This window comes from Caballeronia arvi (genome assembly GCF_001544695.2).
Taxonomy (GTDB): domain Bacteria; phylum Pseudomonadota; class Gammaproteobacteria; order Burkholderiales; family Burkholderiaceae; genus Caballeronia; species Caballeronia arvi.
This window is the reverse complement of sequence record NZ_FCOM02000006.1, coordinates 188,481-214,233: the sequence shown is the minus strand read 5'-3', so window position 1 is coordinate 214,233 and position 25,753 is coordinate 188,481. Positions and strand designations below refer to the sequence as shown.

Below are 25,753 nucleotides of genomic sequence, written 5' to 3'. Positions count from 1 at the left end.
AGCTTTTGGTATGCGGGTGGCTGGATTGTAGTTGCTGATGCGGCGCGAAAGCGTCGCATTTGCCCTACGGTCGGGCGTCACCTTTATGAGAAATAGCAATGAATAAGGAATGTTCGATGAATGTCTCTGTCGATGTCGCCATCATCGGAGCCGGGCCTTCGGGTGCGGTTGCAGCGGCGCTGCTGCGAAAAGCGGGCCATTCGGTGCTCGTGCTCGAACGGCAGCACTTTCCCCGCTTTTCGATCGGCGAAAGTCTGTTGCCGCAAAGCATGGCGTATCTCGAAGAAGCGGGCATGCTGCAAGACGTCGTGGAGGCGGGCTTTCAGTACAAGAACGGCGCGCAGTTCGTCCATCGCGATCGGGCGGCAGCCTACGATTTCCGCGACAAACATTCAGACGGCTGGGGCACGACGTTCCAGGTCGAGCGCGCGGTGTTCGACGATCTGCTGATCCGCCGCGCGGCGAAGCAGGGCGCCGAAGTGCGCTTCGGACATGCTGTGCTCGAAATGAAAACCGGTGATGCGCCGGTGCTCGAAGTCGCCGACGAGGCAGGCGCCCGATATCAGGTGCATGCGCGCTTCGTGCTCGACGCGAGCGGCTTCGGACGCGTGCTGCCGCGCCTGCTGAACCTCGAAGCGCCGACGCGCCTGCCGACGCGCGCCGCGATCTTCACGCACGTGCGCGACGGCATTGCGCCCGAGACGCACGATCGCAACAAGATCACGGTCGCGGTGCATCCCGAACATGGCGATGTCTGGTACTGGATGATTCCGCTGGCCAATGGGCGCTCGTCGGTCGGATGCGTCGCGCAGGCGGCGTTTCTCGATGTGCCGGAGGCGGAGCGCGAGGCGAAGCTCCGTGCGCTGATCCGATGCGAGCCGACGCTGAACCGCCTGATCGGCGATGCGCCGTTTCTGATGCCGGTGCGGCATATCGGCGGATATTCGGCGAACGTCGAACGGCTGCACGGGCCGGGCTACGCGCTGCTAGGCAATGCGGGCGAGTTTCTGGATCCCGTGTTTTCGTCAGGCGTGACGATCGCGTTCCGTTCGGCGCATCTCGCAGTGCAGACGCTGACGCGACAGTTGAACGGCGAGATGGTCGACTGGCACGCGCAATACGATGCGCCGCTGCGCAAGGGCATCGATACGTTCCGCGCGTTCGTCGAGAACTGGTACACGGGGAAGCTTCAGGACATCATCTTCGCGCGTGAGCAGACGCCCCTGATCCGCCGCATGATCAGCGCGGTGCTGGCCGGGTATGCGTGGGACGAGACCAATCCTTATGTCGTCGATCCGGTGCGGCGGTTGAATGCGCTGCACGAGGTGTGCATGCAGCAGAAGTGATCTGGTTTCGGCGATGAAGCGCTCGTGAAGCGCTTCGTCGCCGGGCGACCACTTCGCTCAATCGTAATGGTGATGCTTGTGATGCCCCTTGCCCTTATGACGGCCGCGCGAGTAGTCGTCTGAATACGAGTTCGACCGCGAGATATTGCCGCCGAGCGCAGAACCCGCGCCGCCGCCCAGCGCCGCGCCGACGAGGCCGCCGGTGCGGCCGCCCATCGCATTGCCCGCTGCCGTGCCGGCGCCGCCGCCGAGCGCACCGCCGATGATCGCGCCCGTGCGTTCCCTGCGGTTCGACGTCACTGCGCCGCCCGCGCCGCCGCCCACCGCACCGCCAATGACGGAGCCCGTGCTGCCGCCCACCGCGCCACCGAGGGCAGCGCCGGCTACGCCGCCGAGGGCGCCGCCAAGCGCGTTATTCATATCGCCGGCCATCGCGGGCATCGACGCCGCAGTGGTGAGTGCCGTGAAGCCAAGTATCAAGACGAATTTTTTCGACATGGAGAGCTGTTCGTTTTTTTGAGACGGGGCTGAGTATAACTGCCCGTCGAAAGCCCTCTGTAACTTGGCGGTCCCACCTCCGTAAGAGGTGTAACAAAATCATCCTCTACTTGCGTGCCGACAACATCGTGCCGCGGCAGCCGGGCGCAAGGCATCGGCAAGCATACAGCCGCTTGAGCGCGGCGGTGCGGCGGCCTTCCACCGTCAGGCAATAGTCGATGAACAACTCCTGTCCCTTTGCGATCGGCCTGAGCGCGCGGATGAACACGCGCTCGCCGTCCTGCTCCGCTTCGCAATTCGGCGCGCAGCTGTGATTGAGCCAGCGTGCGGAATTGCCACCGCGCGCGCCATCGATGACGCTGCCGTCGTCGAGGCCGAAGAGGAACGTGTGGCCGTCCTCCGCGTTCGATTTTTCGTGCATGCGCTGCGCTTCTTTCCACGAAATGCGCTGACCTTTGTATTCGAGCAGCAGCGCGCCCGTGGGCAGATCGGCGAGAGCGAAGACGCCCCGGCCATGAACGGGCGAAGTGCGGACGGTGATTCGACGCATGGTGTGGCGGGTCACAGTGAGAATGTCGAGAGTTTGAGGGAAAGCGTGCGCATCGTTATGATGTGGCCGTCATAAATCGTTGTCACGTCCATGCCCGAAGTTTCTCCCCGCAAGAGCAGGAAGCGCAAGCCGTTACGCGGCTCGCTTGCACGATATCGAAACCGGATCGTCGAAGTGCTCGGAGAGGCGCGCGGCCAGCGCGTGATGATACGGTCGATCCATGACGATGGCGTCGAGCGGCGCACGGCGGTGAAGTGGATCAACCTGCTGCCGCTGGACACGGAGCTGTTTTAGCTCTGCAACAACGTCCGCGCCTGCTCCAGTAACGCAGCCGCGGCGAGAAACGCCTTGCGTCCCGCCATCGTGAGCGCGGCGTTCGCGGTGTCCTTGAACAGCTCATCGTTCGATGTAACCGCCGCGCGCCCTCGACGCAGCCGAAAGAACGCCAGCATCTCGAACGCCTGCGCGCGCAGATCGTCGCTCGCGCCAGCCGCCACCAGTTCCGCCGCGCCGGTGAGCTGAGCCAGCGCGCTTTCGAAGTCGGTCCGTTCCATCGTCGTCATCCCCCGAAAAATCCTCTCGATAATTCTCGCGCGTTTTGGTTCAAACTAGCGCATCTGATATCAACGCTAAACAACGAACGGAGACGACGCATGGCGGCAAGCGAAGCAGTAGTGGCATTGCGTGAGGCGCTCGGCGCGCAGGTCGTGGCGCTGCCCGACGAATTCGGCGAGAGGCGCGTCGCGGACTGGAGTGGCATGCCGGGCGCAACGCCGCTCGCGATCATCCGCCCGCGCACCACGGAAGAAGTTTCACAAGCGCTTGCGATTTGCTCCGGACACAAACAACCGGTCGTCACGCAAGGCGGTCTCACGGGCCTCGTCGGCGGCGCGAATCTGCTCGGCGGCGAAGTGGCGCTGAGTCTCGAGCGCATGAATCGCATTGTCGAGATCGATGAAATCTCCGCGACGATGACCGTCGAAGCCGGCACGCCGCTGCAAGTCGTTCAGGAAGCGGCGAGCGCGGCGGGCTTCTACTTCCCGCTCGATCTCGGCGCGCGTGGAAGCTGCACGATCGGCGGCAATCTTGCGACGAACGCAGGCGGCAACCGCGTCATCAAGTACGGGATGATGCGCGATCAGGTGCTCGGCGTCGAAGCCGTGCTCGCGAGCGGCGAGATCGTCGGCGGGCTGAACAAGATGATCAAGAACAATAGCGGCTATGACCTGCGGCATCTGTTGATCGGCAGCGAAGGCACGCTCGCGGTCATCACGCGCGTCGTGCTGCGGCTGCGCCCGAAGCCCACCGCGACCGCCACCGCCTGGTGCGGCCTGCCGGACTTCGCCGCTGTCACGACGCTGCTCACGCGCGCGCAGGCGAATCTCGCGCCGGGCGTCTCCGCGTTCGAAGTGATGTGGGCGGGCTATCACGATACGGTCATCGCCAATCTGAAGAATCTGCGCGCGCCGCTCGCCGATGCCCACCCGTTCTACGTGCTGCTCGAAAGCGTCGGCACCGATCCCGCGCGGCACGGCGAAGCGTTCGAGGAGTTTCTCGGCGGCATGCTCGAAGCGGGCATCGTGAGCGATGCGGCGATCGCATCGAACGAAGCGCACGCGCGCGATTTCTGGGCGATCCGCGACGCGCCCGGCGAATACGACCGCTTCATCCCGAACTACGCGGCGTATGACGTGAGCTTTTCGATCGCGCAGGTCGGCGATGCCGCCGCGCAGTGCGAGGCGCGTCTGCGCGCGCGCTGGCCCGACGCGATCGTGATGACTTACGGCCATCTCGGCGACGGCAACATTCATATCGTCGTGGACGTGCCCGGCCGCGGCAAGCAGGATCACGACGATCTCGATGCCGTCATCTACGACGTCACGCGCGAGTTCGAGGGATCGATTTCGGCGGAGCACGGCATCGGCACGAAGAAGCGCGATTACCTGCATCTCGCGCGTCGCGAAGCCGATATCGCGTCGATGCGCGCGATCAAGGCCGCGCTCGATCCGAACGGTCTGCTCAATCCGGGCAAGGTGTTCTAGCCGCGCTTGTGCGAATGCCGGTGATGCACGTCGGGGAAATGCGCGTGCGTATGCGTGATCGGCAGATGCACGTGGGCGTGCGTGTGCGGCTCGTCGCCGGACCAGGGAAAGTCGTGCTCATGCCGATGATGCGCGTCATGCACATGCCGATGCGTATGTTCGAGCCGCTCGTGCGTGTGCTCGTGTTCGTGCCGCTCGCGCACGTGCAGCCATACGCCGAGCATCATCAGCGCAGCGGCGATCCAGAACGCCGCGCCGGGCGCCTGCGGCCATATCGCGAGCGAAAGCGCGACGCCGAACACCGGCGCGACCGAGAAATACGCGCCGGTGCGCGCCGTCCCGAGATGGCGCAGCGCGATCACGAACAGCACGAGACTCACGCCGTAGCCGCCGAAGCCCGTCGTCATCGCGGCGAGGGCGATGCGCGGCGCGGGCAGCGGCGCGCCCATCGCGAGCGCGATGCCGAGATTCGTCGCGCCCGCGACGAGTCCTTTCGCGCACGCGATCACCATCGCGTCGGCGGTGGCGATCTTGCGCGTCAGATTGTTGTCGATGGCCCAGCAGAGGCACGCGAGCGCAATCAGCAGCGCGCCTGACGAGATGCCATTCGCGTTCGTCGCCGAAGGCTCCCACGCGAGCACGACGCCGCCCGCGACGATCGCGGCCATGCCGAGAAACACGGGCATATCGACGTTCTCGCGAAACACGATCCACGCGATCGCCGCCGTCAGCACGCCTTCGAGGTTGAGCAAGAGGGAACTGGTCGCGGCGGGCGTGCTCGCCAGCCCGAGCATCAGCAATGCCGGACCGGCGATGCCGCCGAACGCGATCGCGCCGGCGAGCCACGCGAGTTCCCGCCCGCCGACGCCTTTGCCTTGCACCCGCCAGAACGAGCGCCCGAGTAACACCGCGCCCAGCCCGATGCCGCTGCCGAGATAGAACAGGCCCGCGACCATGAACGGCGGCATCGGGCCGAGCAGCGCTTTGGCGATCGGCGTCGTCGCGCCGAAAAGCGCTGCGGCGGCGAGCGCGGTGAGGATCGATGCGAATCGGCTGTACATGACGAAAAGTCTAGTCGATGCCGTTTTGCTCCGCCGCGCGAATGCTTCGACGCTTCAGAGTGGCGTGTAACGATCAACCGTTCGTTTCGCGATCGATCTCGTCCAGCGACAGCCCCTTCGTCTCCCGCACGAAACGGATCACGATCATGCCGGCGATCGCCGCGACGATCGTGAAGCCGATGATTGCGTCGGGCATCGTGAAGCCGAAGCGATGCATCGTCGAGAGCACGATGAAAGGCGCGATGCCGCCGCCGATCACGCCGAAGTTGTAGAGAAAGCCGACGCCGGACGCGCGCACGTCGCGCGGCAGGTTTTCGGTTAGCACCGTGCCCCAGATGCCCGACGAGCCGATCAGAAAGAAGCCGCTCACGAACGAGCAGGCCGCCGCGAGCGCGATATTGCCCGTCGACAGAATCACGCCCGCGACGAAAAGCGCGCCGATGCCGATCATCACCGAAATCGCCATGCGCCGCCCGAGCCGCTCGGCGATGAACCCCGACGCGACGAAGCCGAGAATCTGCCCGATCGCGGACGCCATCGTGATCTGGCTGACGGCGGCGGGCGCGAGGCCGGCGGCGCGCAGATAGGTCGGCAGCAGCGCCTGAAACGGCCACGAGCCGAAGCACAGCACGAAGATCAGGAGCGCGAGATAGGACACGCGCTTCGGATACTTCGAGAACAGATCGACGACCGGATTGCTGCGCCACGTGATGGCCGCAGCGGGCCGCGCCTTCTTCCACGCCTGCGATTCCGGCACGCAGAAAATGATGAACAGCGCGAGCAGGATGGACGGCGGCAAGCCGATGAAGAACATCCCGCGCCAGCCGAAGTGCGGATAGATGAACTCATACGCGAGCGCCGCGCCGATCGCGCCGACGCCCCAGCCCGTATCCAGAATGCCGATGCCGATCGCGCGATGCTTCTCGGGCCACGATTCCGCGACCATCGCCGCGCCGAGCGAGAAACCGGGCGCCATGCCGAAGCCGAGCAGAAGACGGAACACCACGAGCGCCGCGAAACTCCACGACAGCCCCGTTGCGACCGCGCCGAGCGTGAACCATGTCAGCGTGATGAGCAGCGGAATCTTGCGCCCGATGCGGTCGCTCAGGCCGCCGAAGAGCAGACCGCCGATCCAGCGCACGCCGTAGGTGGCGAGCAACAGCAGCGAGGCGGTGTCGAGCGATACGTTGAAGGCGGTCGCGATATCGCGCAGCACGAAGGTGATGGCGAGGAAGTCGAGCGCGTCGTTGACCCACACGCCCCAGGCGGCGATCAGCACGCGCCACTGCGTCCAGCTAATGTCGCGATACCAGCGGCGCGCGCCTTCCTGCGCGATGGCGATGTCTCTTTGCATCGAGTGTCTCCGTGTTCGGCTTGCGTTTGAATGTAACCGGTATCATTATATTCATTTGCTGCCACATTAAAACACCGTAAACCCCAATAAGATTTAGTTTGTAACCGTTTTCAAACCATGACGACACCATCCATCGAAACAACGCTCTCGCGCGTGGTCGCGGGCATGTGGCGCGTGATGCGCTGGAACACGACGCGCGCGGAGCTTGCCGCGTTCATCGACGAATGCGTCGAGCTCGGCGTGACGAGCTTCGATCACGCCGATATCTACGGCGGATACGAAGCCGAAACCTTCTTCGGCGACGCGCTCGCGTTGCGGCCGGGCTTGCGCGAGCGCATTCAAATCGTCACGAAGGCGGGTATCAAACTCGTGTCGCCCGCGCGGCCGCAGCATCGCGTGAAGCATTACGACAACAGCGCCGCGCATGTGCGCGAGAGCGTCGAGCGTTCGTTGCGGGCGTTCCGATGCGAGCGCATCGAGCTGTTCCTGCTGCATCGCCCCGATCCGCTGATCGACGAGGACGAACTCGCGCGCGAAGTCGAGCGGCTGCTGGCGGCGGGGAAGATCGGCGCGTTCGGCGTGTCGAACTTTTCGGCGCGCGCGTTCGAATCGCTCAATGCGCGCATTGCGCTCGCGACGAATCAGATCGAGGTGTCGCCGTTTCATTCGACGCCGATCGATGACGGCACGATGAGCGCATTGAAAGCGGCGCGCGTCACGCCGATGATCTGGTCACCGCTCGGCGGCGGCCGTCTGTTCGATGAAACCGATGCCGCCGCCGCGCGCGTGCGCGATACGCTCCAGGCGATTCAGCGCGAGCGCGGCGTGGCGAGTTGGGTGTCGGTCGCGTATGCGTGGATTTTCAGGCTGCCGTCGCGGCCGATTGCGATTGCGGGCACGCGGCGCATCGAAGGTCTGCGCGATGCCGTCGATGCGCTCGATATCGAGCTGACGCGCGAGGAATGGTTCGCGATTCTGGAAGCGGCGCGGGGAAGGGCGGTGGATTAGCCGCGCGTCTTGCGTGCTTTGGATGCCTTCGGCGGCGGCCCCGACGAAGCCCTCACGATGATTTCCGCCTCGCACTTCACGCTCACCGCGCTGCCTTTCTCGGCAAGCTCGGCGAGAATCATCTTCGCGGCCATCGCGCCGATTTCCGCGCTCGGCACGCGCACCGTGGTAATCGGAATCGGCAGCTCGGACATCAGTTCGAAATCGTCGAAACCGACGAGACTCAGTTCGTTCGGAATGTCGTAGCCCTTTTGCATCGCTTCGAGCATCGCGCCCATCGCGAAGGAGCCGTTGCCGCAGATCACGACCGTCGGCGGCTGCGGCGTATCCATCACCTTCGAGAAAAGCTGCCTGCCTTCGCGCGCGCCCCAGAAGCCTTCGACCATATGCGCCGCCGATATCCCGAGCCCATGCTCGGCGAGCGCATCGCGCACGCCTTCACGACGCGCGCGGGCGCGATCGTTCGAATCGGCGTTCTGCGAGAGCATCGCGAAACGACGATGCCCGAGGCCGATCAGATAGGTCGTGAAATCGAAGAACGCCTGATGATTGTCGACGCCGACGCACAGCGTATCCACGCCGTCGCGATACGCGAATGTGTTCACGAACGGCACTTGCCGCTGTCCGAGCAGCGTATAGAGGTCCGGATGATGCGCCTCGCCGACGAGCACGACCGCATCGACGCCGCGTTCCAGCATCGTGCGCACCTGGCGATATTCGCGCTCCAGATCGTACTGCGAGCAGCCGAGCAGCAACGTATAGCCGGCCTGTTCGAGCGCTTCCTGCAAGGTCTGAATGGCGGTGGCGAAGTGCTCGTTCGCGAGCGTCGGGAATACCGCGCCGATGGTGCCCGTGCGTTGCGTTGCAAGCGCGCGCGCGGCGGCGTGCGGCACCCATCCCAGATGCTCGATCGCGACCATGATGCGCGAGCGCAATTCGTCGGACACGACTTCGGGATTGTTCATCACGCGCGAAACCGTGGCCGACGACACGCCCGCGAAACGCGCGACATCGCGCAGGGTCACAGCGGACGAGCGCGTCTTCCTGCTCGCGGTGCTGGCGGCATCGGCGTCTTCGGTCGTGCTCTTTTTGCTCTTGGCCATGCCTGATCGGGGTTCGCGCGGGGTGCGCCGATTATAGCAATCCACCTGCGGCGCACTATTCGTGCAGCACCGCGCGAAAGCCCGCCGTCAGTCCACGTTCGACAGCTTCTTCGCCCATTTCATCAGATGACGTCCGGCCGCGACGACTTCGCCGTGCTGGTTGATGACTTCCATGTCGGCGGTGCTGCGGCGCTTTTCTTCGTCGATCTCCGCGACGCGATAGATCACCGTGACCGTATCGCCGAGCAGCACGGGCTTGATGAAGCGAATGCGGTCGTAGCCCGCCGACACGGGGAATTCATCGAGATCCGTGCGATGAATGATGTGCGCGATCGAGATCGTCGATGCCGTCGACATATAGCCGACCAGCAGCGCCCCGTGCGCGATGCGCCGGCCGATCGCCGACTTCTCCTGCATGTACTGCTCGTTGATGTGCGTATCGCTGAAGTCGCCCGTGAGGCCGGCGAACAGCGTCACGTCGACTTCGCCGACGGTCTTCGCGAAACGGTATTCGTCGCCAATCTCGACGCCCTTGATAGCCATGCTCTGTCTCCTGTTGCGTTGAAGTCGCGGCGCGTTGCATGCGGCCGCGGGAACTCGAAGAGATGCTTCGATTGCGATTCATGATACCGGTTACAAGGATGCATGTAAATCATCGTCGTATCGTTTGAAACCATGACAACGCTTGCGAATAGTGATATTCCCTAGCGGAAGTCCATTCTGTGAGATTGCTCTTGAAAGCGATTATGAGACCGGTTACATTGAGTTCGTCGGCCAGATCGATGGCCGGGCAAAGATACGGAGAAGAGTGACAAATGGAACGAATTTCCAGCGACGACGCGGCCGCACTGGTGCGCTCGGGCGATTCCATCGTGATCAGCGGTTCAGGCGGCGGACATGCGGTGCCTGAAGCGCTGCTCGCGGCGGTGGAACGGCGGTTCCTCGCCGAACGGCAACCGCAAGGCATCACGTCGATCAGCGTGGTCGGTATCGGCGACCGCGCCGCGCTCGGTGCGAGCCATCTCGCGCACGAAGGATTGCTGAAGCGCGCAATCACGAGCGCGCTCGTCGATTCGCCCGGCCTCGTCACGATGGCCGCGAACGACAGCATCGAGGCCTACACGTTGCCGCAAGGCGTGCTTTCGCAACTGATGCGCGAGATGGCGGGCGGTCGTGCCGGCCTCATCACGAAGACGGGCCTCGGCACGTTCGTCGATCCGCGTCAGCAGGGCGCGCGTCAGAGTCCGTCGACGGAAGAGATGCTCGTCGAACTGATGCATATCGACGGCGAAGAATGGCTGCGCTTCAAGCCGTTCCCGATCGATATCGCATTCCTGCGCGGCACCACCGCCGACGAAGACGGCAACGTCACGATGGAGCAGGAAGCCGTGCTCGGCGAAATGCTCGCGATGGCGCAGGCGACGCGGCGCGCGGGCGGCATCGTCGTGGTGCAGGTGAAGCGCATGGCGCGGCGCGGCACGCTGCCGCCGAAACAGGTGAAGATTCCGGGCATCCTCGTGGACTTCGTGGTCGTCGAGGCCGAGCAGCGTCAGACTTACGCGACGGACTACGACCCGAGTTATGCGGGTGAGTTGCGCGTGCCGCTTTCGGAGATTCGTCCGCTGCCGTTCGGTCCGCGCAAGGTGATCGTGCGGCGCGCGGCGATGGAACTGTATCCGCATGCCGTGTGCAATCTCGGCGCGGGCATTTCGACGGGGCTTTCGACTGTCGCGGCGGAAGAAGACCTGCTCGATTCGGTGATTCTCACGAACGAGCAAGGTCTGATCGGCGGCGCGCCGATCACGGGCCGCGATTCCGGCGGCGCGCAGAATTTCGCCGCGATGATCGAGCAGCCATCGCAATTCGATTTCTACGATGGCGGCGGCCTCGATCTCGCGTTCCTTTCGTTCGCCGAAGTCGACGCGCACGGCAACGTGAATATCAGCCGCTTCGGCGACAAGATCGTCGGCGTGGGCGGGTTCATCAATATCAGCCAGAACGCGAAGCGCGTGATCTTCAGCGGCACACTCACGGCAGGCGGCCTGGACGTGCAGTGGGAAAACGGCAAGACGCGCATCGTGCAGGAAGGCCGGCATCGCAAGTTCGTGCGTTCGCTCGAACAGATCTGCTATAGCGCGCCGTTCGCGCATGAGCGCGGCAATAGCGCATTGTTCGTCACGGAGCGCGCGGTGTTTCGTGTCGGCGATAAAGGCTTGGAGTTGATCGAAGTCGCGCCCGGCGTCGATATCGAACGCGATGTTTTCGCGCACATGGATTTCCGTCCCGCCGTCGCCACCGATGTGCACGAAATGGACGCGCGCATCTTCGCGTCGGGCGTCATGGGCATCAAGGAAGAAACGATGGTGCGCGAGCGGAAGCACCGTTCGCGGCGCATCGCCGAATGGTATGGGAGCCGCGCATGAGCACGACGTCGATCACGGGGCGCACGCGCCTTTACGGAATCATCGGCGATCCGATCGTTCAGGTTCGCTCGCCCGAGGTCTATACGCGCAAGTTCGCCGAAGCGGGCATCGATGCGGTGCTCGTGCCGATGCATATCGATGCGAGCGAGATCGATGCCGTTCTGCCGGCGCTCCTGCGCCTGAAGAATCTCGATGGCCTGCTCGTCACATCGCCGTTCAAGACGAACGCGCTCGAAGTCGCCGATGAAGTGCGATCGAAAGGGCGACGCATCGGCGCGGTGAACGCGTTGCGCCGCGATGAACAAGGCCGCTGGCACGCCGACATGTTCGACGGCGAAGGCTTCGTGCGCGGCCTGCTCGCGAAGGGATATTCGGTGACCAACAAAAGCGCGCTCGTGCTCGGCTGCGGCGGCGCGGGCGCGGCGATCGCGGTATCGCTCGCCGATGCGGGTGTCGCGCACATCACGCTGTGCGATATCGATCGCGCGAAGGCGAGCGCGCTTGCCGCGCAATTGTCGGCGTCGTGCGAAGGCTGCGAGATCGTCGCGGGCGATGCCGATGCGAATGACGTCGACATCATCGTGAATGCGTCGGTCGTCGGCATGAAAGCGAGCGATAGCATGCCCGCGCCGTTCGCGTCGTTCAGAAGCGGGCAGATCGTCGGCGATGTGGTGCTCCGGCCGCCAGGTGAACCGACCGCGCTCATCGCGAAGGCGATCGAATGCGGCTGTCCGGTCGTGACGGGCATCGACATGCACAGCGGCCAGATCGACGCGATCTTCGAATTCTTCAACGCAGCCTGACGCGAGGAAAACAACATGTCTTTGCTGGGCAACGCGGTCGTGCTGATCTGGAACGACATCGTCGACGAAGGACGCGACGGCTTCTACGCATGGCACGACAAGGAGCACATTCCGGAGCGCCTTTCCATCGATGGCTTTCTGCGCGGCAGGCGCTATCGCGGCGACGATGCCTCGCCGGAATGGCTGACGGTCTACGAAGCGCGCGACCTGCGCGTGCTTACCGGCGACGCGTATCTCGAACGCCTCGACAACCCGACGCCGCTCACGCGCGCATCGGTTGCGGACTTCCGCAACACGGCGCGCTCGATTTGCCGCATCGCCGAAACGCGAGGCGAAAGCACGGGCGGCTATGTGCTGACGATGCAACTGCGCGTCGATGGCAACGTGCCCGGCCTCGCGCGGTTCGAGTCATTGCTCGCACGCGGCGATGTGCTCGCGGCCCATGCGTTCATCGCCGACGACACCGCGAGCAACGCGCAAACCGCCGAAGCGAAGGCGCGCGCGTTTACGGTGCCGAGCCACATCGTGATGTTCGAAGCGGCCACGCGCGAAGGCATCGAAGCATGCCGCTCGACGCTCGATGCATACGACTGGCCGAGCCACGGCGCGACGGCCGAACCATGCAACGTCTACGTGCTGGAGATCAGCCGACTCTCCGCGAACTTAAAGGAAACCACGTCATGAAACTTCTGCGCTACGGCAATGCGGGTCAGGAAAAGCCCGGCATTCTCGATAACGAAGGCCGCATCCGCGATGCCTTCGCAATCACCGACGACTTCGATCCCGCATTCTTCGCCAAGGGCGGCATGAAGCGTCTCGAAGGGCTCGATATCGCCGCGCTGCCGATCGTCGAAGGCAATCCGCGCATCGGTGCGTGCATCGCGCGGCCGGGCAACTTCATCGCGGTCGGCCTGAACTACGTGCAGCACGCGATCGAAACGAACGCGCCCATTCCGAAGGAGCCGATTCTCTTCAACAAGGCGCCGTCGTGCATCAGCGGGCCGAACGATCGCGTGCTGCTGCCGCGCAATTCGACCAAGGCGGATTGGGAAGTGGAGATCGCGCTCGTCATCGGCAAGCGGGCGCATTACGTGAGCGAAGACAACGCGCTCGATTACGTCGCCGGATATTGCGTCTGCAACGATGTCTCCGAACGCGCGTTCCAGCTCGAACAGGGCGGCCAATGGGTGAAAGGCAAGATGGCGCCGACCTTCGGCCCGCTCGGTCCGTGGCTCGTCACGCCCGACGAACTCGGCGACGTGCAGAACCTTCCGCTGTGGCTCGAACTGAACGGCAAGCGCATCCAGGATTCGTCGACATCGGACATGATCTTCCCGATCAAAACGCTCGTGTCGTACATCAGCCAGTTCGTCGTGCTCGAAGCGGGCGATGTCATCACCACGGGCACGCCGCCCGGCGTCGGGCTCGGCATGAAGCCCGAGCAATACCTGAAGCCGGGCGACGTGATGAAACTGTCGGTCGCCGGACTCGGCGTGCAGGAACAAATCGTCGCGCGCTGGGACGATCAATAAGCCATCGCAATCGGAAAGAGAGAAGCGAGGAGACACATCATGAAGCGGAACGTATGGATAGCGTTGGCGATGGCGGGCGCGCTCAACACCGCGCACGCCGCCGATCAGATCGAAGTGCTGCACTGGTGGACGTCGGGCGGCGAATCGAAGGCGGTCGGCGTGCTGAAGCAGGACGTCGAGAAACAGGGTGTCACGTGGAAGGATTTCGCGGTCGCGGGCGGCAGCGGCACGAACGCGCTGACCGTGTTGAAGACGAACGTCGTGTCGGGGCATCCGCCTTCGGCTGCGCAGCTGAAAGGGCCGTCGATTCATGACTGGGCCGAACAAGGCGTGCTCGTCGATATCGATTCGGCGACGCAGGGCTGGGACAAACTGATTCCGCAGCAGGTCGGCAAGTTCCTGAAGTACGACGGTCATTACGTCGCGGTGCCGGTCGAGATTCATCGCATGAACTGGCTGTGGATCAACAAGGAGATTCTCGACAAGGTCGGCGGCGCCGCGCCCAATACGTGGCCCGAGTTCTTCGCGCTCGCCGACAAGATGAAGGCCGCGGGCTATACGGCGGTCGCGCATGGCGGGCAGCCCTGGCAGGACGTGAACCTGTGGGAAGGCGTGGTGCTGTCGCAGGGCGCGGATTTCTATCGCAAGGCGATCGTCGAGCTGGACCCGAAGACGCTCACATCGGACAAGATGGTTCAGGTGTTCGACATCGTGCGCAAGATCGGCTCGTACTACGACAACGGCACGACCGGCCGCGACTGGAATCTCGCGACGATGATGGTCATCAACGGCAAGGCCGGCATGCAGTTCATGGCGGACTGGGCGAAGGGCGAATTCGCGCGCGCGGGCAAGGTGCCGGGCAAGGACTACATCTGCGCGCCGCGTCCGGGCACGGCGGGCAGCTACATGTTCAACTCGGATTCGCTCGCGTTCTTCAGTCAGAACGGTTCGAAGACCGCAACGCCCGGACAGCTCGTGCTCGCGAAAGCGGTGATGTCGCCTGATTTCCAGGAACAGTTCAGCCTGTACAAAGGCTCGATTCCGGCGCGCATCGGCATTCCGATGGACAAGTTCGACGACTGCGCGAAGCGCTCTTACGCCGACGAACAATCGGCGATCAAGGCGAACACGATCGTGCCGTCGCTCGCGCAAGGCATGGCGCAGACCGAAGCCGTCGCGGGCGCGATGACGGACGTCGTCACGAAGTTCATGCATTCGCAGCAGGACAGCAAGAGCGCGGTTCAGGCGCTCGCCACGGCTGCCAAGGCGAACTAACGCCTAGCTTACGGAGCGCTTCATTCGAGGCGCTCCCTTCCCCTTCGATTCGACAGAGAGGAACACTCGTGAGCAGTGTCGAACGCGCTCGCCTTCGCGAGCCAGAACACGCGATGCGCCCCGCGCGCATGGCTTTCAATGCGGACCAATGGCTTCCGAAAATCGTGCTCGCACCGAGCATCGCGGCGAGCCTCGTGTTCGTGTACGGCTTCATCGGACTGACGGCGTGGATATCGTTCACGAATTCGCGTCTGTTGCCGCGCTACGCGTTCGCGGGCCTCGGACGCTACAAGGAACTCTTCGCCAACGATGTCTGGTGGACTTCCGCCGCCAACCTCGGCTGGTTCGGCATTCCGTTCATCGCGATCTGCATGGGCGTCGGCTTGCTGCTCGCGATTCTGCTCGACCAGAAGATTCGCGTCGAAGGCGCACTGCGCGCGATCTATCTCTACCCGATGGCGCTTTCCGCGATCGTCACGGGCACGGCGTGGCAATGGATCCTCAATCCCGGCTCGGGTCTCGACAAGGTGATGCATGATCTCGGCTTCGCGAGTTTCGCGTTCAACTGGCTCGGCGATCCGGACCGCGCGATCTTCTGCGTCGTGATGGCGGCGGCGTGGCAATCGACGGGCTTTGCCGCCGCGCTCTTTCTCGCGGGCCTGCGCGGCGTCGATGCGGAAGTCTTCAAGGCCGCGCAAGTCGATGGCGCGACGCTGCCGACCATCTATCGCAAGATCGTGATTCCGAGCATGCGGCCTGTGTTCTTCTCGGTGCTGCTGATTCTCGCGCACATCACGATCAAGACCTTCGATCTCGTCGTCGCGCTGACGGCGGGCGGGCCGGGCACGTCGTCGTCGTTGCCCGCGATCTTCATGTACACCTTTTCGTTCAACCGGGGACAACTGGGCGTGGGCGCGGCTGCGTCGATGATGATGCTCGTCACCATCGTCGCGGTGCTCGTGCCGCTCATGTACCTCGAATCCAGGAGTGCGCGCCTTGCAAGGTAAAGCCCGATTCAGCCGCGTATGCATCTACGCCGCACTCATACTCTTCGCGCTGTATTTCCTCCTGCCGATGTACGTGATGTTCAGCACGTCGTTCAAGAGCATCGATGAACTGCGCGTCGGCAATCTGCTCACGTTGCCGACGCAATGGACCGTCGCGCCGTGGGTGAAAGCATGGGCGCAAGCCTGCACCGGCGTGCGATGCGAAGGCATGCAGCCGTTCTTCATGAACTCGGTGAAGATGGTGATCCCGGCCGTGCTGCTATCGACGTTGATCGGTGCATTCAACGGTTACGTGCTGACGCTGTGGCGATTTCGCGGCGCCGACGCGCTCTTCACGATGCTCATGGTCGGCTGCTTCATTCCATTCCAGGCGATCATCCTGCCGATGGCGCGGCTCGAAGGCGCGCTCGGCATCTCGAATTCGACGACCGGCCTCGTGCTCGTGCATGTGATCTACGGCATCGCCTTCACGACGATGTTCTTCCGCAACTTCTACGTGAGCGTGCCCGCGGAACTGGTGAAAGCGGCGCGCATCGACGGCGCGGGTTTCTTCACGATCTTCACGCGCGTGCTGCTGCCCGTTTCGCTGCCGATCCTGATGGTCTGCTTCATCTGGCAGTTCACGCAGATATGGAACGACTTTCTGTTCGGCATCGTGTTCGCGGGCGCCGATTCCATGCCGATCACGGCGGCGCTCAACAATCTCGTGAACACATCGGAAGGGACGAAGGAATACAACGTGGACATGGCCGCGGCGATCATTGCGGCGCTGCCGACGCTCGTCATCTATCTGCTGGCAGGACGTTATTTCGTGCGCGGTCTGACGGCCGGCGCGGTCAAGGGTTAAGGGAGCCGACAACATGGCAAGTCTTTCGATCGAAAAGGTACACAAGCGCTATCCGAACGGCGCGGACGTGCTCAAGGGCGTCGATATCGACATCGACGATGGTGAGTTTCTGATTCTCGTCGGCGGATCGGGCTGCGGGAAGTCGACGCTGCTCAACATGATCGCCGGCCTCGACAGCGTGAGCGAAGGCGAGATTCGCATCGGCGGGCGGCGCGTGAACGAGCTTTCGCCGAAGGACCGCGATATCGCGATGGTGTTTCAGTCGTACGCGCTGTATCCGTCGATGAGCGTGCGCGACAACATCTCCTTCGGCCTGAACATTCGCAAGGTCGCGAAGGACGAGCAGAAGAAGATCGTCGATCGCGTATCGGAGACGCTGCAGATCGGGCATCTGCTCGACCGCAAGCCCGGACAACTGTCGGGCGGGCAACGTCAGCGCGTCGCGATGGGCCGTGCACTGGCGCGCGATCCCTCGCTCTTTCTCTTCGACGAGCCGCTTTCCAACCTCGACGCGAAATTGCGCATCGAAATGCGCTCCGAGATCAAGCTGATGCATCAACGCCTGAATTCGACGATCGTCTATGTCACGCACGATCAGATCGAAGCGATGACGCTCGGCGATCGCATCGCCGTGATGAAGGACGGCGTCGTGCAGCAGTTCGGGCCCCCGCAGGAGATCTACGACACGCCTGCGAATCTGTTCGTCGCGGGTTTCATCGGTGCGCCGCCGATGAATTTCATCGCGGGCAAGCTCGTTGCAAAAGGCGCGGGCGTGGGCATCGAGATCGATACGGGCGTGGCGCGCGGCGTGCTCGCGCTGCCTTCGGATGCGCTGGGCGGTCGTGTCGGGCAAGAGGTGATCGTCGGGATTCGGCCCGAACGCATCACCGATGCACGCAGCGCGCACGGTGAAAGCCGCGCGCTGTCGCAGACGTTCGATGTGCGCGTCGATGTCGTCGAACCGACCGGGCCGGATACGCTCGTGTTCGCTTCGGTCAACGGCAGGCGCATCGTGAGCCGCGTGCATCCGGCATCGTCGCCGCAGCCCGAGACAAACATGGAACTCGTGTTCGATGTGTCGAAGGCCGTCGTGTTCGACCCGGCGACGGAACTGCGCATCGCGTAAGGCAAAGCAGGCAAATAAGCCAATCGCGCTCACATCGAAGCGAAAAAGATTCGTTTGTGCTGTCGCGCACGCCGCGCTAGCCTGAACGAATGAGCAAAATCATCGACTACGCAGCGATCGCCGACGCCGCGCGCGACGGCTACATGAATCGCGTCATTTCCTCCGTCAACGATCACGACGTGCATATCAGCGTGATGGACGCGCCTTATCCATGGCACGTTCATCCGAACTCCGACGAGACCTTCGTCTCGGTGGAAGGCACGTTGATCATCGAGTTCGAAGAAGGCGCCGTCGAATTGCACGCCGGTGAATTGCTGACGGTGCCCGCGGGCAAACGGCATTGCACGCGGCCGGGCGGCGCGCGATCGGTCAATCTGACCGTCGAAAAGAAAGACACGCAAACCGTGTTCTGCGACGCGCCGGCCTAACGCGACGCGCGCGTTTCCAGATGCTCGACTAAACGCTGCGCGGCAGGCTGCAACGCGTCAAAGTCCCGAAAGCACACGACGAAGCGGCGCTTCGCGAACGCATCGGAGAGCGGAACCGCTTCGATGCCGAGCGCCTGCCGATACGTTCCGGCCACTTCCATCGGCACGACGCTGATGCCCAATCCCGCCGCAACGACGCGAAACGCCGCGTCGAAGCTCGACACGATCACGCGATACGACATCGTCTTGCCCGCCTGCGCCGCCGCGCGCTGAAGCATCGTGTGGACGGCGGTCGCGGGCGGCAGACCGACGTGCTCGAATTCGAGCGACTCCTCGAACGCCACGGAACGCCGCTTCGCGAACGGATGATCCGCAGGCACCGCCAGCGCCAGCCGATCGTGCCGGTACGCGCGATGCTGCAATCCGCGCAGATCGACGCTGTCCCAGCACACGCCGACCGACGCCACGCCTTCGCGCAACTGCCGCACCAGATCGTTCGAGAGGCGCTCTTCCACATCGACCTTGATGTTCTGATTCGCGGGCTCGCGCATGAACGACGCGATATCGTCGAGCAACGCCTCCGCAATCGCCGATGCCGATGCGCAAATGCTCACGCGTCCCTTCAGGCCGCCACCGAACGCGGCGACATCGTTCGCGATGCGCTCCATCGTGAAGAGCACGCTGCGCGCATGTTCGAGCAGCGCGATGCCCGCGGGCGTCGGCTCGACGCCGCGCCGCGAGCGCGACAGCAACGGCACGCCGAGCGATGTCTCCAGCTGCGCGATGCGCTTGCTGATCGCGGAAGGCTCGATATGCGATTCCTCTGCCGCACGGGCGATGTTCTGGTGCTCGCACACGGTGACGAAGAGACGCAGCGTTTTCAGGTCGATATCGCGCATGCCGGCTTGATTCCTCTAACGTTCCGAACGGGAAGCATGGGCCTTCCAAAATACCGCTGTTAGGGCATTTGCGGAATGTCTAAAGTCGAGTCCAACCACACAAAAGACTCGGAGACAAAGCCATGCCCGCGTTCCCCCAACGCGCCGTGATCCGCGAAGTCGGCCTGCGCGACGGCCTGCAAAGCATTCGCACGATCGTGCCGACCGAACGAAAGATCGAATGGATCGGCGATGCCTACGCCGCCGGCCAGCGCGAAATCGAAGTCGGCTCGTTCGTGCCGGCGCGCCTCCTGCCGCAACTCGCCGATACGGCCGAACTCGTCGCGTATGCGAAGACGCTGCCCGGCCTGTTCGTATCCGTGCTCGTGCCGAATCTGAAGGGCGCCGAGCGTGCTATCGAAACCCAGGCCGACCTGATGCTCGTGCCGCTTTCCGCGAGCCGCGCGCACAGCCTCGCGAATCTGCGCAAGACGCCGGAAGAAGTCGTCGATGAAGTCGCGCGCATGCGTGCCGCTCGCGACGCGGCCGGCTCGAAGACGATGATCGAAGGCGGCATCGGTACGGCGTTCGGCTGCACGATTCAGGGCCGCGTCGATCACGCCGATGTGCTGCGCTACATGCAGGCCTTGCTCGATGCGGGCGCGGATCGCGTCTCCATCGCCGATACGGTCGGTTATGCCGGTCCCGCCGCCGTGCGCGCGCTCTTCGAGAAGGCGCGCAAGATCGCGGGCGAGCGTTTCTGGTGCGGCCACTTTCACGATACGCGCGGCCTCGCGCTCGCCAACGTCTACGCCGCGCTCGAAACCGGCGTCGCGCGCTTCGATGCGACGCTCGCGGGCATCGGCGGCTGTCCGCATGCGCCGGGCGCGAGCGGCAACGCGTCGAGCGAGGATCTCGCGTTCATGCTCGCCGACATGGGCATCGACACCGGCATCGACATTCCCGCGTTGCTGACGCTGCGCGAGAAGCTCGCGCAATGGCTCGACGGCGAAACGCTGCACGGCGCGCTCGCGCTCGCGGGCCTGCCGGTCACCTACGAAACCACTGCAATTGAAGCCTGAGGACGATATGAGTCATACAACCCTGCCGCTCGAAGGCGTGCGCGTGATCGAGTTCACGCATATGGTGATGGGCCCGACCTGCGGCATGATCCTCGCCGATCTCGGCGCGGAGGTCATCAAGGTCGAGCCGCCCGGCGGCGACAAGACGCGCAATCTGCCGGGCCTGGGCATCGGCTTCTTTCGCTCGTTCAACCGCAACAAGAAGAGCGTCGTCATCGATATCAATACGGACGAAGGCCGCGATGCCGCCATCGAGCTGATCGGCGAATGCGACGTGCTGCTCGAAAACTTCCGCCCTGGCCTGATGGCGAAGCTCGGCCTCGATTACGCAAGCTTGTCGAAGGCGCATCCGAAGCTCATCTACGTGTCGCACAAAGGCTTTCTGCCGGGTCCGTACGAAAAGCGTCTCGCGCTCGATGAAGTCGTGCAGATGATGGGCGGCCTCGCCTACATGACCGGTCCGGCGGGCAGGCCGCTGCGCGCGGGGACATCGGTGAACGACATCATGGGCGGCATGTTCGGTGCGATCGGCGTGCTGGCCGCGCTGCGCGAACGCGATCTGACCGGACGCGGCCAGGAAGTGCAGAGCGCGCTCTTCGAGAACTGCGTGTTTCTCTCGGCGCAGCACATGCAGCAATACGCGATGACGCACGAAGCGCCGCCGCCGATGCCCTCGCGCGTGTCGGCCTGGAGCGTCTACGACGTGTTCACGCTGGCCGAAGGCGAGCAGTTGTTCATCGGCGCGGTCAGCGACAAGCAGTTCGTCACGCTGTGCGATGTGCTCGAACGTCCGGATCTCGCGCAGGAACCCGGCTTCGCGACCAACGCGATGCGCGTCGCGGTGCGGCCGCATCTTCTGGAACGGCTCGGCGAGATTCTCGCGCATCACCGCGCGGACGAACTCGCGCCGAAGCTCGAAGCGGCCGGCATTCCGTACGCGCCGATCATGCGCCCCGAGCAACTGCTCGACGATCCGCATCTGAAAGCGAGCGGCGGCCTCGTGCCGATGCAGACCGACGACGGCGGCACCACCGATGTCGTGCTGCTCCCGCTCACGATGGGCGGACGTCGCCCCGGCGTGCGTCAGCCGCTCGCGCGCGTCGGCGAGCACACGGACGAAGTACTGGGCTGGCTGACGAAGCGCGCCACGGTTTAACGGATCGCGACAGGCGCACATAAAAACCCGCGCCGTCGCCAGAACAGTTGCATCTTTGGAGACAAGACTATGCAGCCAACCATCAGCGCGGTCGCCGAGCCGCTCGCATCGCCCGACGTTCGCGTCGCCACGACGCCCGGCGCGCAAATTTCAGCGCGCATGGACCGCCTGCCGATCACGCGGCATCTGTGGATGCTCGTGTTTCTCATCTCGCTCGGCGGCTTCTTCGAAATCTACGATCTGATCTTTACCGGCTATATCGCGCCGGGGATGGCGAAGAGCGGTCTCTTGCAGACGACCACGCACGCGTTCTTCGGCTTCACGGGGATCGCCGGTTTCATCGCGGCGACGTTCGCGGGGCTGTTCATCGGCACGTTCTGCTTCGGCTGGCTGCCCGACCGATACGGCCGGCGCAGCGTGTTCACCATCTCGCTGCTGTGGTACTCGATCGGCTCGGCGATCATGGCGTTCCAGACGACGCCCGAAGGCGTGATCTTCTGGCGCTTCGTGACGGGCATCGGCGTGGGCGTGGAGATCATCACCATCGACAGCTATGTGACCGAGCTCGTGCCGCAGCACATGCGCGGCCGCGCGATGGCGTTCAATCAGATGGTGATGTTCGCCGCCGCGCCCGTCGCCGCGATTCTCTCGTACTGGCTCGTGCCCGAGACCGTGTTCGGGCTGGACGGATGGCGCATCGTCGTGCTCGCCGGATCGGTCGGCGCGGTGATCGTGTGGTTCATCCGTCGTGCGGTGCCCGAAAGCCCGCGCTGGCTCGCGATGCACGGCCGGCACGAGGAAAGCGAGCGCGTGGTGGGCGAGATCGAACGCGTGGTCGAGCGCCAGTCGGGCGCAGCGTTGCCGCCGCCCGCGCCCGTCGTCGAGCAGCCAGCGCATCGGCGCGCATCGCTTTCCGAGCTGTTTCACGCGCCTTATCGCTCGCGTCTCATCATGCTCATCGTCTTCAACTTCTGCCAGGCGATCGGCTATTACGGCTTCGCCAACTGGGTGCCGACGCTGCTGATCGGGCAAGGCATCAACGTGACGAAGAGTCTGCTGTATTCGTTCATCATCGCGTTTGCGTTGCCCATCGGACCGATGCTCGCGATGTTTTACGCCGATCGCATCCAGCGCAAGTGGCTGATCGTCGGTGGCGCGCTCGTCGTGATCGCAAGCGGCATCGCGTTCGGACAGATGAAATCGCCTGCCGCGCTCATCGCGCTCGGCGTCTTGATCTCGCTCGCGGGGCAAACCATCTCGGTCTGCTATCACGCGTACCAGACCGAGCTCTTCCCGACGGCCGTGCGTTGCCGTGCCAGCGGCATCGTGTATTCGGCGAGCCGAGCGGGCGCGATGATGTCGGGCTTCATCATCGCGTTCCTGCTGAAGGACTTCGGCGTGCCGGGCGTGTTCACGGGCATTACCGTGTTCATGTTGATCGTCGCGCTCGCAATCGGCCTGTTCGGACCGAGAACCAACGGGCTGCGCCTCGAAGAGCTGAATCACTGAGCGCCGCGGGTACGGTCCGTGCTGCGGGCAAGGTCAGACGCCGTGCTTCATCGTGCCGCGCCGTGTAGCGCATGTGCACGGCGCGTCTCTGGACAGCGGCGGGGTGATCCGATGATACGGTCGTACAACCACAAGGGCTTCGTGCTTGAAGTCGCGGTCGTGACGAGTTGCAGGCTGGTGCCGCCGCCCGGCGCGGTTCACTATCTGGCGAGCGTGACCATCAGCCGATCGGGACGGCCCGTCACCGCGTTTTCGCCGCTGTGCATGGACAGCAAGCACGCTTCGAGTTTCACCTCGGCGGAAGACGCGCTGATGTGCGCTCACACGGCGGCACGCACGCTTGTCGACGATTGGGTGCGAGCGGCGTCGTAACGCCTGAAGATTCGGGTCGAGCTAGGCGGCGGCGCGCCGGCTCTGTTGTCCTTCCTGAACATCCGCGGCGGACGAGGCCGTATTCAGCGCGTTGTCCAGCAGCGCGAGCCTGCGCTGAAGCGATGCGACGCGCTGGCTCTGCGACGGGACCAGATCGTATTCCGCATCCAGTTGCGCGACACGCATGTCCCAATATCGGGTAGGCAACCGGTCCGAGACCGCGTCGCGTTCGACGAAATTCGCCAGAATCATTTCCAGATGTTGAAGCTCACGCTCCGCGAGTTGAGCGGGGCGTCGCTGTCGAAATGCTGGGACGGTGGTTGCATTGGCGCTTCTTTTCATATCGCGATTCCGGCTGAATTTACACAGACCTCTATTTAAGCAATTCATGTTCCGGACAGGCGATTCAAAGCAATACAAGATGTTTCGAATTGAAACTACGGTGTTCAAATTCGCGAAGTGCCCGTCTGCAAACGTTCACGCGCCGGTAACATATTTTTGATGGGGTGTCCCACTGCGCCCGAGACGTTGGTGGATTTCACGCCCGGCGCGCATCGATACCGCGCAAAGTTTTCAAAGTCATCGGGATATTCCGCGAAACATATCGCGGGTAGCGAGCCTTATGCGAGCAAATGCGAGTCGTTCCGACCGAAAACGCACGCTCGGCGAAAGCAATTCGACAGCCAATCGCGACGCAGATAATCGTTTGGAAAACTGAATGTTCTTCTGACGGAGATGCGCGGCTTCACGGCGACGCGATTAAAAGCGGATTCGCCTCCGCTTCTTGAAGGCGAATTGAAACGGAGCGGTATCCTCTCGCGAAACCGCCCCGTGTCCTCAGAATAATTTCTCGGAGTTCTGTTGACGCGGGAAGCTTAACAACCGCATCGGCGGATATAAACCGCGTGCCGCGCAATGGACTAATCCGCTATGCGCACTAATCACGTCGTCGATCCGCAACAGGCGCGGCGCCATTACCCGCATGGGATCGCCGCTAAGCGACTGACCTTAAACGACTATGAGGCGATGAGCCTGCCGCTTCGCGGAATCAGCAAAAGATTATTGCGTGCGATACGCGGACACATTGGCGTGTTCGTCGAATAAAGTGTGTCCCAGTTTCCAGAGGGCGAGCGGCGACCGATGGCCCGCGAAAACCCGGAAGCTTTCGCATTAAACAGGACACACAGAGAACCATGAAAAAAACTCTTCTCATCGCGGGCATTTTCGGCACGTTCGCAGCGGCAGCCCACGCGCAAAGCAGCGTCACGCTGTACGGCACCCTAGACGCAGGTCTCGTCTATACGAACAATTCCGGCGGCCATAACAACTGGCAGCAAGGCAGCGGAGCGCTTTCCGATACTTACTTCGGCCTGAAAGGCACCGAAGATCTGGGCGGCGGGTTGCACGCGCTTTTCAAGCTGGAGAGCGGCTTCAACCTCAATAACGGCCGCTATACCGAAAGCAATACGATGTTCAATCGCCAGGCTTATGTCGGCTTGCAGCACGATCAATACGGCACCGTTACGCTCGGCCGTCAATATGATTCGATGGTCGATTATCTCGCGCCGCTCTCGGACACGGGCTCGGGCTTCGGCAATAATATGGCCGCGCATCCGTTCGATAACGACAATCTCGATCATTCGTTCTCGATCAAGAATTCGGTCAAATATCAAAGCGCGAGTTACGCGGGCTTCAAGTTCGGCGGCCTGTATGGTTTCTCGAACGACGCCGGCCAGTTCGCGAATAACCGCGCATGGAGCGCGGGCGCTTCGTACGGCAACGGCCCGCTGAATTTCGCCGCCGCTTATCTGCAGACGAATAACGCGCGCAACAGCGCGAACGCGAATGGCGCGGTGTCGGCCGGTCAGGGCAACAACGCCAATCTGACGGCCGAGTTGCAGCGCACGTTCGGCGCGGGCGTGAACTACACCTACGGCCCGGCGCAAGTCGGCTTCGTGTGGACCAACACGCACTACGACCAACTGCTGGCTGCATCGCAAGGCGGCACGTCGATCGCGATTCCCGGCAACACGAACCTGCATCTGAACAACTTCGAGTTGAACGGCCGCTACGCGCTGACGCCGGCGCTCGCGCTGGACGCCGCGTACACGTACACGGACGGCAAGGTGTCTGGCAGCAACGGTTCGGGCGATCCGAAGTGGCACACGGTTTCGCTGCAAGCCGACTACTCGCTGTCGAAGCGCACCGACGTGTACGTCGAAGGCGTGTATCAGCACGCGTCGGGCGATCTGGGCAACGCAGGTGCCAACGTCGCGATGATCAACACACTGTCGCCGTCGTCGACGCAGAATCAGGTCGCGGCGACGGTCGGTTTGCGTCACCGCTTCTAAGC

Annotated in this window: 28 protein-coding genes; 19 read left to right on the top strand and 9 right to left on the bottom strand. The window is 63.3% G+C overall.

Annotated features, from left to right (window positions below):
• Nucleotides 1–98 precede the first annotated feature (98 nt).
• Entirely contained in the window at nt 99–1,346 is a 1,248-nt protein-coding gene (locus AWB74_RS10050; protein ID WP_061146605.1) for an NAD(P)/FAD-dependent oxidoreductase, read from the top strand.
• Nucleotides 1,347–1,403: 57 nt separating this feature from the next.
• Here the strand turns inward: AWB74_RS10050 and AWB74_RS10045 are convergent, their stop codons facing one another.
• Nucleotides 1,404–1,844, bottom strand: coding sequence for a hypothetical protein (locus AWB74_RS10045; protein WP_061146604.1), 441 nt, complete (start codon nt 1,842–1,844; stop codon nt 1,404–1,406).
• Nucleotides 1,845–1,950: 106 nt separating this feature from the next.
• A complete protein-coding gene (locus tag AWB74_RS10040) occupies nt 1,951–2,394 on the bottom strand; it encodes an SET domain-containing protein (protein ID WP_061146603.1) in 444 nt (147 codons plus the stop codon).
• 90 nt (nt 2,395–2,484) lie between these two features.
• Here AWB74_RS10040 and AWB74_RS10035 point away from each other — a divergent pair, with 90 nt between their 5' ends.
• Nucleotides 2,485–2,688 carry a hypothetical protein gene (locus tag AWB74_RS10035; protein WP_061146602.1) on the top strand — a complete coding sequence of 68 codons (204 nt, stop codon included), beginning with the start codon at nt 2,485–2,487 and terminating at the stop codon, nt 2,686–2,688.
• Here AWB74_RS10035 and AWB74_RS10030 read toward each other — a convergent pair.
• A complete protein-coding gene (locus AWB74_RS10030) occupies nt 2,685–2,948 on the bottom strand; it encodes a hypothetical protein (RefSeq protein WP_061146691.1) in 264 nt (87 codons plus the stop codon). The genes AWB74_RS10035 and AWB74_RS10030 overlap by 4 nt on opposite strands.
• A gap of 99 nt (nt 2,949–3,047) precedes the next feature.
• On the opposite strand from AWB74_RS10030, the gene AWB74_RS10025 reads away from it, so the two are divergent.
• Nucleotides 3,048–4,436, top strand: a complete 1,389-nt coding sequence (locus tag AWB74_RS10025) for an FAD-binding oxidoreductase (protein WP_061146601.1) — start codon at nt 3,048–3,050, stop codon at nt 4,434–4,436.
• On the opposite strand, the gene AWB74_RS10020 is transcribed toward AWB74_RS10025, so the two are convergent.
• Both AWB74_RS10020 and AWB74_RS10015 read right to left on the bottom strand, forming a co-directional pair.
• Nucleotides 4,433–5,497, bottom strand: a complete 1,065-nt coding sequence (locus tag AWB74_RS10020; protein ID WP_061146600.1) for a DMT family transporter — start codon at nt 5,495–5,497, stop codon at nt 4,433–4,435. The two genes, AWB74_RS10025 and AWB74_RS10020, sit on opposite strands and share 4 nt — an antisense overlap.
• 73 nt (nt 5,498–5,570) lie before the next feature.
• Complete coding sequence (locus AWB74_RS10015; RefSeq protein ID WP_061146599.1) at nt 5,571–6,851, bottom strand: MFS transporter; 1,281 nt, start codon at nt 6,849–6,851, stop codon at nt 5,571–5,573.
• 117 nt (nt 6,852–6,968) lie between these two features.
• Here AWB74_RS10015 and AWB74_RS10010 point away from each other — a divergent pair, with 117 nt between their 5' ends.
• The gene (locus tag AWB74_RS10010; protein ID WP_061146598.1) at nt 6,969–7,859 is read left to right on the top strand and encodes an aldo/keto reductase; all 891 of its coding nucleotides are present in this window, start codon (nt 6,969–6,971) and stop codon (nt 7,857–7,859) included.
• On the opposite strand, the gene AWB74_RS10005 is transcribed toward AWB74_RS10010, so the two are convergent.
• Nucleotides 7,856–8,962, bottom strand: coding sequence for a LacI family DNA-binding transcriptional regulator (locus AWB74_RS10005; protein ID WP_061146597.1), 1,107 nt, complete (start codon nt 8,960–8,962; stop codon nt 7,856–7,858). The genes AWB74_RS10010 and AWB74_RS10005 overlap by 4 nt on opposite strands.
• A gap of 87 nt (nt 8,963–9,049) precedes the next feature.
• Nucleotides 9,050–9,505, bottom strand: a complete 456-nt coding sequence (locus AWB74_RS10000; protein WP_061124223.1) for a MaoC family dehydratase — start codon at nt 9,503–9,505, stop codon at nt 9,050–9,052.
• 272 nt (nt 9,506–9,777) lie between these two features.
• Between AWB74_RS10000 and AWB74_RS09995 the strand changes: the two genes are divergently transcribed.
• From AWB74_RS09995 to AWB74_RS09955, 9 genes are all read left to right on the top strand, one after another.
• The gene (locus AWB74_RS09995) at nt 9,778–11,385 is read left to right on the top strand and encodes an acyl CoA:acetate/3-ketoacid CoA transferase (protein WP_061146596.1); all 1,608 of its coding nucleotides are present in this window, start codon (nt 9,778–9,780) and stop codon (nt 11,383–11,385) included.
• A complete protein-coding gene (locus AWB74_RS09990; RefSeq protein WP_061146690.1) occupies nt 11,382–12,188 on the top strand; it encodes a shikimate dehydrogenase family protein in 807 nt (268 codons plus the stop codon). The genes AWB74_RS09995 and AWB74_RS09990 overlap by 4 nt, the downstream gene beginning before the upstream one ends.
• A gap of 15 nt (nt 12,189–12,203) precedes the next feature.
• On the top strand, nt 12,204–12,872 hold the full coding sequence (locus AWB74_RS09985) for a hypothetical protein (protein WP_061146595.1): 669 nt from the start codon (nt 12,204–12,206) through the stop codon (nt 12,870–12,872).
• Nucleotides 12,869–13,720 (top strand): fumarylacetoacetate hydrolase family protein, encoded by an 852-nt coding sequence (locus AWB74_RS09980; RefSeq protein WP_061146594.1) that lies wholly within the window; start codon nt 12,869–12,871, stop codon nt 13,718–13,720. The genes AWB74_RS09985 and AWB74_RS09980 overlap by 4 nt, the downstream gene beginning before the upstream one ends.
• A 39-nt stretch (nt 13,721–13,759) precedes the next feature.
• Nucleotides 13,760–14,995, top strand: coding sequence for an ABC transporter substrate-binding protein (locus AWB74_RS09975; RefSeq protein WP_061146593.1), 1,236 nt, complete (start codon nt 13,760–13,762; stop codon nt 14,993–14,995).
• Between the two features lie 113 nt (nt 14,996–15,108).
• Complete coding sequence (locus AWB74_RS09970) at nt 15,109–16,002, top strand: carbohydrate ABC transporter permease (protein WP_327361622.1); 894 nt, start codon at nt 15,109–15,111, stop codon at nt 16,000–16,002.
• A 67-nt stretch (nt 16,003–16,069) separates the two neighbouring features.
• On the top strand, nt 16,070–16,849 hold the full coding sequence (locus AWB74_RS09965; RefSeq protein WP_087038925.1) for a carbohydrate ABC transporter permease: 780 nt from the start codon (nt 16,070–16,072) through the stop codon (nt 16,847–16,849).
• A 13-nt stretch (nt 16,850–16,862) separates the two neighbouring features.
• On the top strand, nt 16,863–17,975 hold the full coding sequence (locus AWB74_RS09960) for an ABC transporter ATP-binding protein (RefSeq protein WP_061146592.1): 1,113 nt from the start codon (nt 16,863–16,865) through the stop codon (nt 17,973–17,975).
• Nucleotides 17,976–18,064: 89 nt separating this feature from the next.
• A complete protein-coding gene (locus AWB74_RS09955; RefSeq protein ID WP_061146591.1) occupies nt 18,065–18,403 on the top strand; it encodes a cupin domain-containing protein in 339 nt (112 codons plus the stop codon).
• On the opposite strand, the gene AWB74_RS09950 is transcribed toward AWB74_RS09955, so the two are convergent.
• On the bottom strand, nt 18,400–19,302 hold the full coding sequence (locus AWB74_RS09950; protein WP_061146590.1) for a LysR family transcriptional regulator: 903 nt from the start codon (nt 19,300–19,302) through the stop codon (nt 18,400–18,402). The two genes, AWB74_RS09955 and AWB74_RS09950, sit on opposite strands and share 4 nt — an antisense overlap.
• Before the next feature lie 122 nt (nt 19,303–19,424).
• On the opposite strand from AWB74_RS09950, the gene AWB74_RS09945 reads away from it, so the two are divergent.
• The 4 genes from AWB74_RS09945 to AWB74_RS09930 all read left to right on the top strand — a co-directional run bounded on the left by AWB74_RS09945 (nt 19,425) and on the right by AWB74_RS09930 (nt 23,400).
• Nucleotides 19,425–20,363, top strand: coding sequence for a hydroxymethylglutaryl-CoA lyase (locus AWB74_RS09945; protein WP_061146589.1), 939 nt, complete (start codon nt 19,425–19,427; stop codon nt 20,361–20,363).
• A gap of 7 nt (nt 20,364–20,370) precedes the next feature.
• A complete protein-coding gene (locus AWB74_RS09940; RefSeq protein ID WP_061146588.1) occupies nt 20,371–21,519 on the top strand; it encodes a CaiB/BaiF CoA transferase family protein in 1,149 nt (382 codons plus the stop codon).
• Between the two features lie 69 nt (nt 21,520–21,588).
• Nucleotides 21,589–23,028, top strand: a complete 1,440-nt coding sequence (locus AWB74_RS09935) for an MFS transporter (protein WP_061146587.1) — start codon at nt 21,589–21,591, stop codon at nt 23,026–23,028.
• Between the two features lie 111 nt (nt 23,029–23,139).
• Complete coding sequence (locus tag AWB74_RS09930; RefSeq protein ID WP_061146586.1) at nt 23,140–23,400, top strand: hypothetical protein; 261 nt, start codon at nt 23,140–23,142, stop codon at nt 23,398–23,400.
• Between the two features lie 21 nt (nt 23,401–23,421).
• On the opposite strand, the gene AWB74_RS09925 is transcribed toward AWB74_RS09930, so the two are convergent.
• Nucleotides 23,422–23,652 carry a hypothetical protein gene (locus AWB74_RS09925; protein ID WP_061146585.1) on the bottom strand — a complete coding sequence of 77 codons (231 nt, stop codon included), beginning with the start codon at nt 23,650–23,652 and terminating at the stop codon, nt 23,422–23,424.
• Nucleotides 23,653–24,330: 678 nt separating this feature from the next.
• On the opposite strand from AWB74_RS09925, the gene AWB74_RS46380 reads away from it, so the two are divergent.
• Together AWB74_RS46380 and AWB74_RS09920 are read left to right on the top strand one after the other, a co-directional pair.
• Entirely contained in the window at nt 24,331–24,504 is a 174-nt protein-coding gene (locus AWB74_RS46380) for a hypothetical protein (RefSeq protein WP_160110238.1), read from the top strand.
• An 89-nt stretch (nt 24,505–24,593) separates the two neighbouring features.
• Entirely contained in the window at nt 24,594–25,751 is a 1,158-nt protein-coding gene (locus AWB74_RS09920; protein WP_061146584.1) for a porin, read from the top strand.
• Nucleotides 25,752–25,753: the final 2 nt, after the last annotated feature.

Bases quoted from the DNA above. Each gene is read 5' to 3' on its own strand.
- AWB74_RS09930 (WP_061146586.1), top strand. From the start codon at position 23,140: ATGATACGGTCGTACAACCACAAGGGCTTCGTGCTTGAAGTCGCGGTC.
- AWB74_RS10020 (WP_061146600.1), bottom strand. From the start codon at position 5,497: ATGTACAGCCGATTCGCATCGATCCTCACCGCGCTCGCCGCCGCAGCG.
- AWB74_RS10035 (WP_061146602.1), top strand. From the start codon at position 2,485: ATGCCCGAAGTTTCTCCCCGCAAGAGCAGGAAGCGCAAGCCGTTACGC.
- AWB74_RS10000 (WP_061124223.1), bottom strand. From the start codon at position 9,505: ATGGCTATCAAGGGCGTCGAGATTGGCGACGAATACCGTTTCGCGAAG.
- AWB74_RS09935 (WP_061146587.1), top strand. From the start codon at position 21,589: ATGCAGCCAACCATCAGCGCGGTCGCCGAGCCGCTCGCATCGCCCGAC.
- AWB74_RS09950 (WP_061146590.1), bottom strand. From the start codon at position 19,302: ATGCGCGATATCGACCTGAAAACGCTGCGTCTCTTCGTCACCGTGTGC.
- AWB74_RS09955 (WP_061146591.1), top strand. From the start codon at position 18,065: ATGAGCAAAATCATCGACTACGCAGCGATCGCCGACGCCGCGCGCGAC.
- AWB74_RS09960 (WP_061146592.1), top strand. From the start codon at position 16,863: ATGGCAAGTCTTTCGATCGAAAAGGTACACAAGCGCTATCCGAACGGC.
- AWB74_RS10005 (WP_061146597.1), bottom strand. From the start codon at position 8,962: ATGGCCAAGAGCAAAAAGAGCACGACCGAAGACGCCGATGCCGCCAGC.
- AWB74_RS09980 (WP_061146594.1), top strand. From the start codon at position 12,869: ATGAAACTTCTGCGCTACGGCAATGCGGGTCAGGAAAAGCCCGGCATT.
- AWB74_RS46380 (WP_160110238.1), top strand. From the start codon at position 24,331: ATGCGCACTAATCACGTCGTCGATCCGCAACAGGCGCGGCGCCATTAC.
- AWB74_RS10045 (WP_061146604.1), bottom strand. From the start codon at position 1,844: ATGTCGAAAAAATTCGTCTTGATACTTGGCTTCACGGCACTCACCACT.
- AWB74_RS09990 (WP_061146690.1), top strand. From the start codon at position 11,382: ATGAGCACGACGTCGATCACGGGGCGCACGCGCCTTTACGGAATCATC.
- AWB74_RS10050 (WP_061146605.1), top strand. From the start codon at position 99: ATGAATAAGGAATGTTCGATGAATGTCTCTGTCGATGTCGCCATCATC.
- AWB74_RS09970 (WP_327361622.1), top strand. From the start codon at position 15,109: ATGCGCCCCGCGCGCATGGCTTTCAATGCGGACCAATGGCTTCCGAAA.
- AWB74_RS09995 (WP_061146596.1), top strand. From the start codon at position 9,778: ATGGAACGAATTTCCAGCGACGACGCGGCCGCACTGGTGCGCTCGGGC.
- AWB74_RS10025 (WP_061146601.1), top strand. From the start codon at position 3,048: ATGGCGGCAAGCGAAGCAGTAGTGGCATTGCGTGAGGCGCTCGGCGCG.
- AWB74_RS09925 (WP_061146585.1), bottom strand. From the start codon at position 23,652: ATGATTCTGGCGAATTTCGTCGAACGCGACGCGGTCTCGGACCGGTTG.
- AWB74_RS09965 (WP_087038925.1), top strand. From the start codon at position 16,070: ATGTACGTGATGTTCAGCACGTCGTTCAAGAGCATCGATGAACTGCGC.
- AWB74_RS09945 (WP_061146589.1), top strand. From the start codon at position 19,425: ATGCCCGCGTTCCCCCAACGCGCCGTGATCCGCGAAGTCGGCCTGCGC.
- AWB74_RS09985 (WP_061146595.1), top strand. From the start codon at position 12,204: ATGTCTTTGCTGGGCAACGCGGTCGTGCTGATCTGGAACGACATCGTC.
- AWB74_RS09940 (WP_061146588.1), top strand. From the start codon at position 20,371: ATGAGTCATACAACCCTGCCGCTCGAAGGCGTGCGCGTGATCGAGTTC.
- AWB74_RS09975 (WP_061146593.1), top strand. From the start codon at position 13,760: ATGAAGCGGAACGTATGGATAGCGTTGGCGATGGCGGGCGCGCTCAAC.
- AWB74_RS10015 (WP_061146599.1), bottom strand. From the start codon at position 6,851: ATGCAAAGAGACATCGCCATCGCGCAGGAAGGCGCGCGCCGCTGGTAT.
- AWB74_RS10030 (WP_061146691.1), bottom strand. From the start codon at position 2,948: ATGGAACGGACCGACTTCGAAAGCGCGCTGGCTCAGCTCACCGGCGCG.
- AWB74_RS09920 (WP_061146584.1), top strand. From the start codon at position 24,594: ATGAAAAAAACTCTTCTCATCGCGGGCATTTTCGGCACGTTCGCAGCG.
- AWB74_RS10010 (WP_061146598.1), top strand. From the start codon at position 6,969: ATGACGACACCATCCATCGAAACAACGCTCTCGCGCGTGGTCGCGGGC.
- AWB74_RS10040 (WP_061146603.1), bottom strand. From the start codon at position 2,394: ATGCGTCGAATCACCGTCCGCACTTCGCCCGTTCATGGCCGGGGCGTC.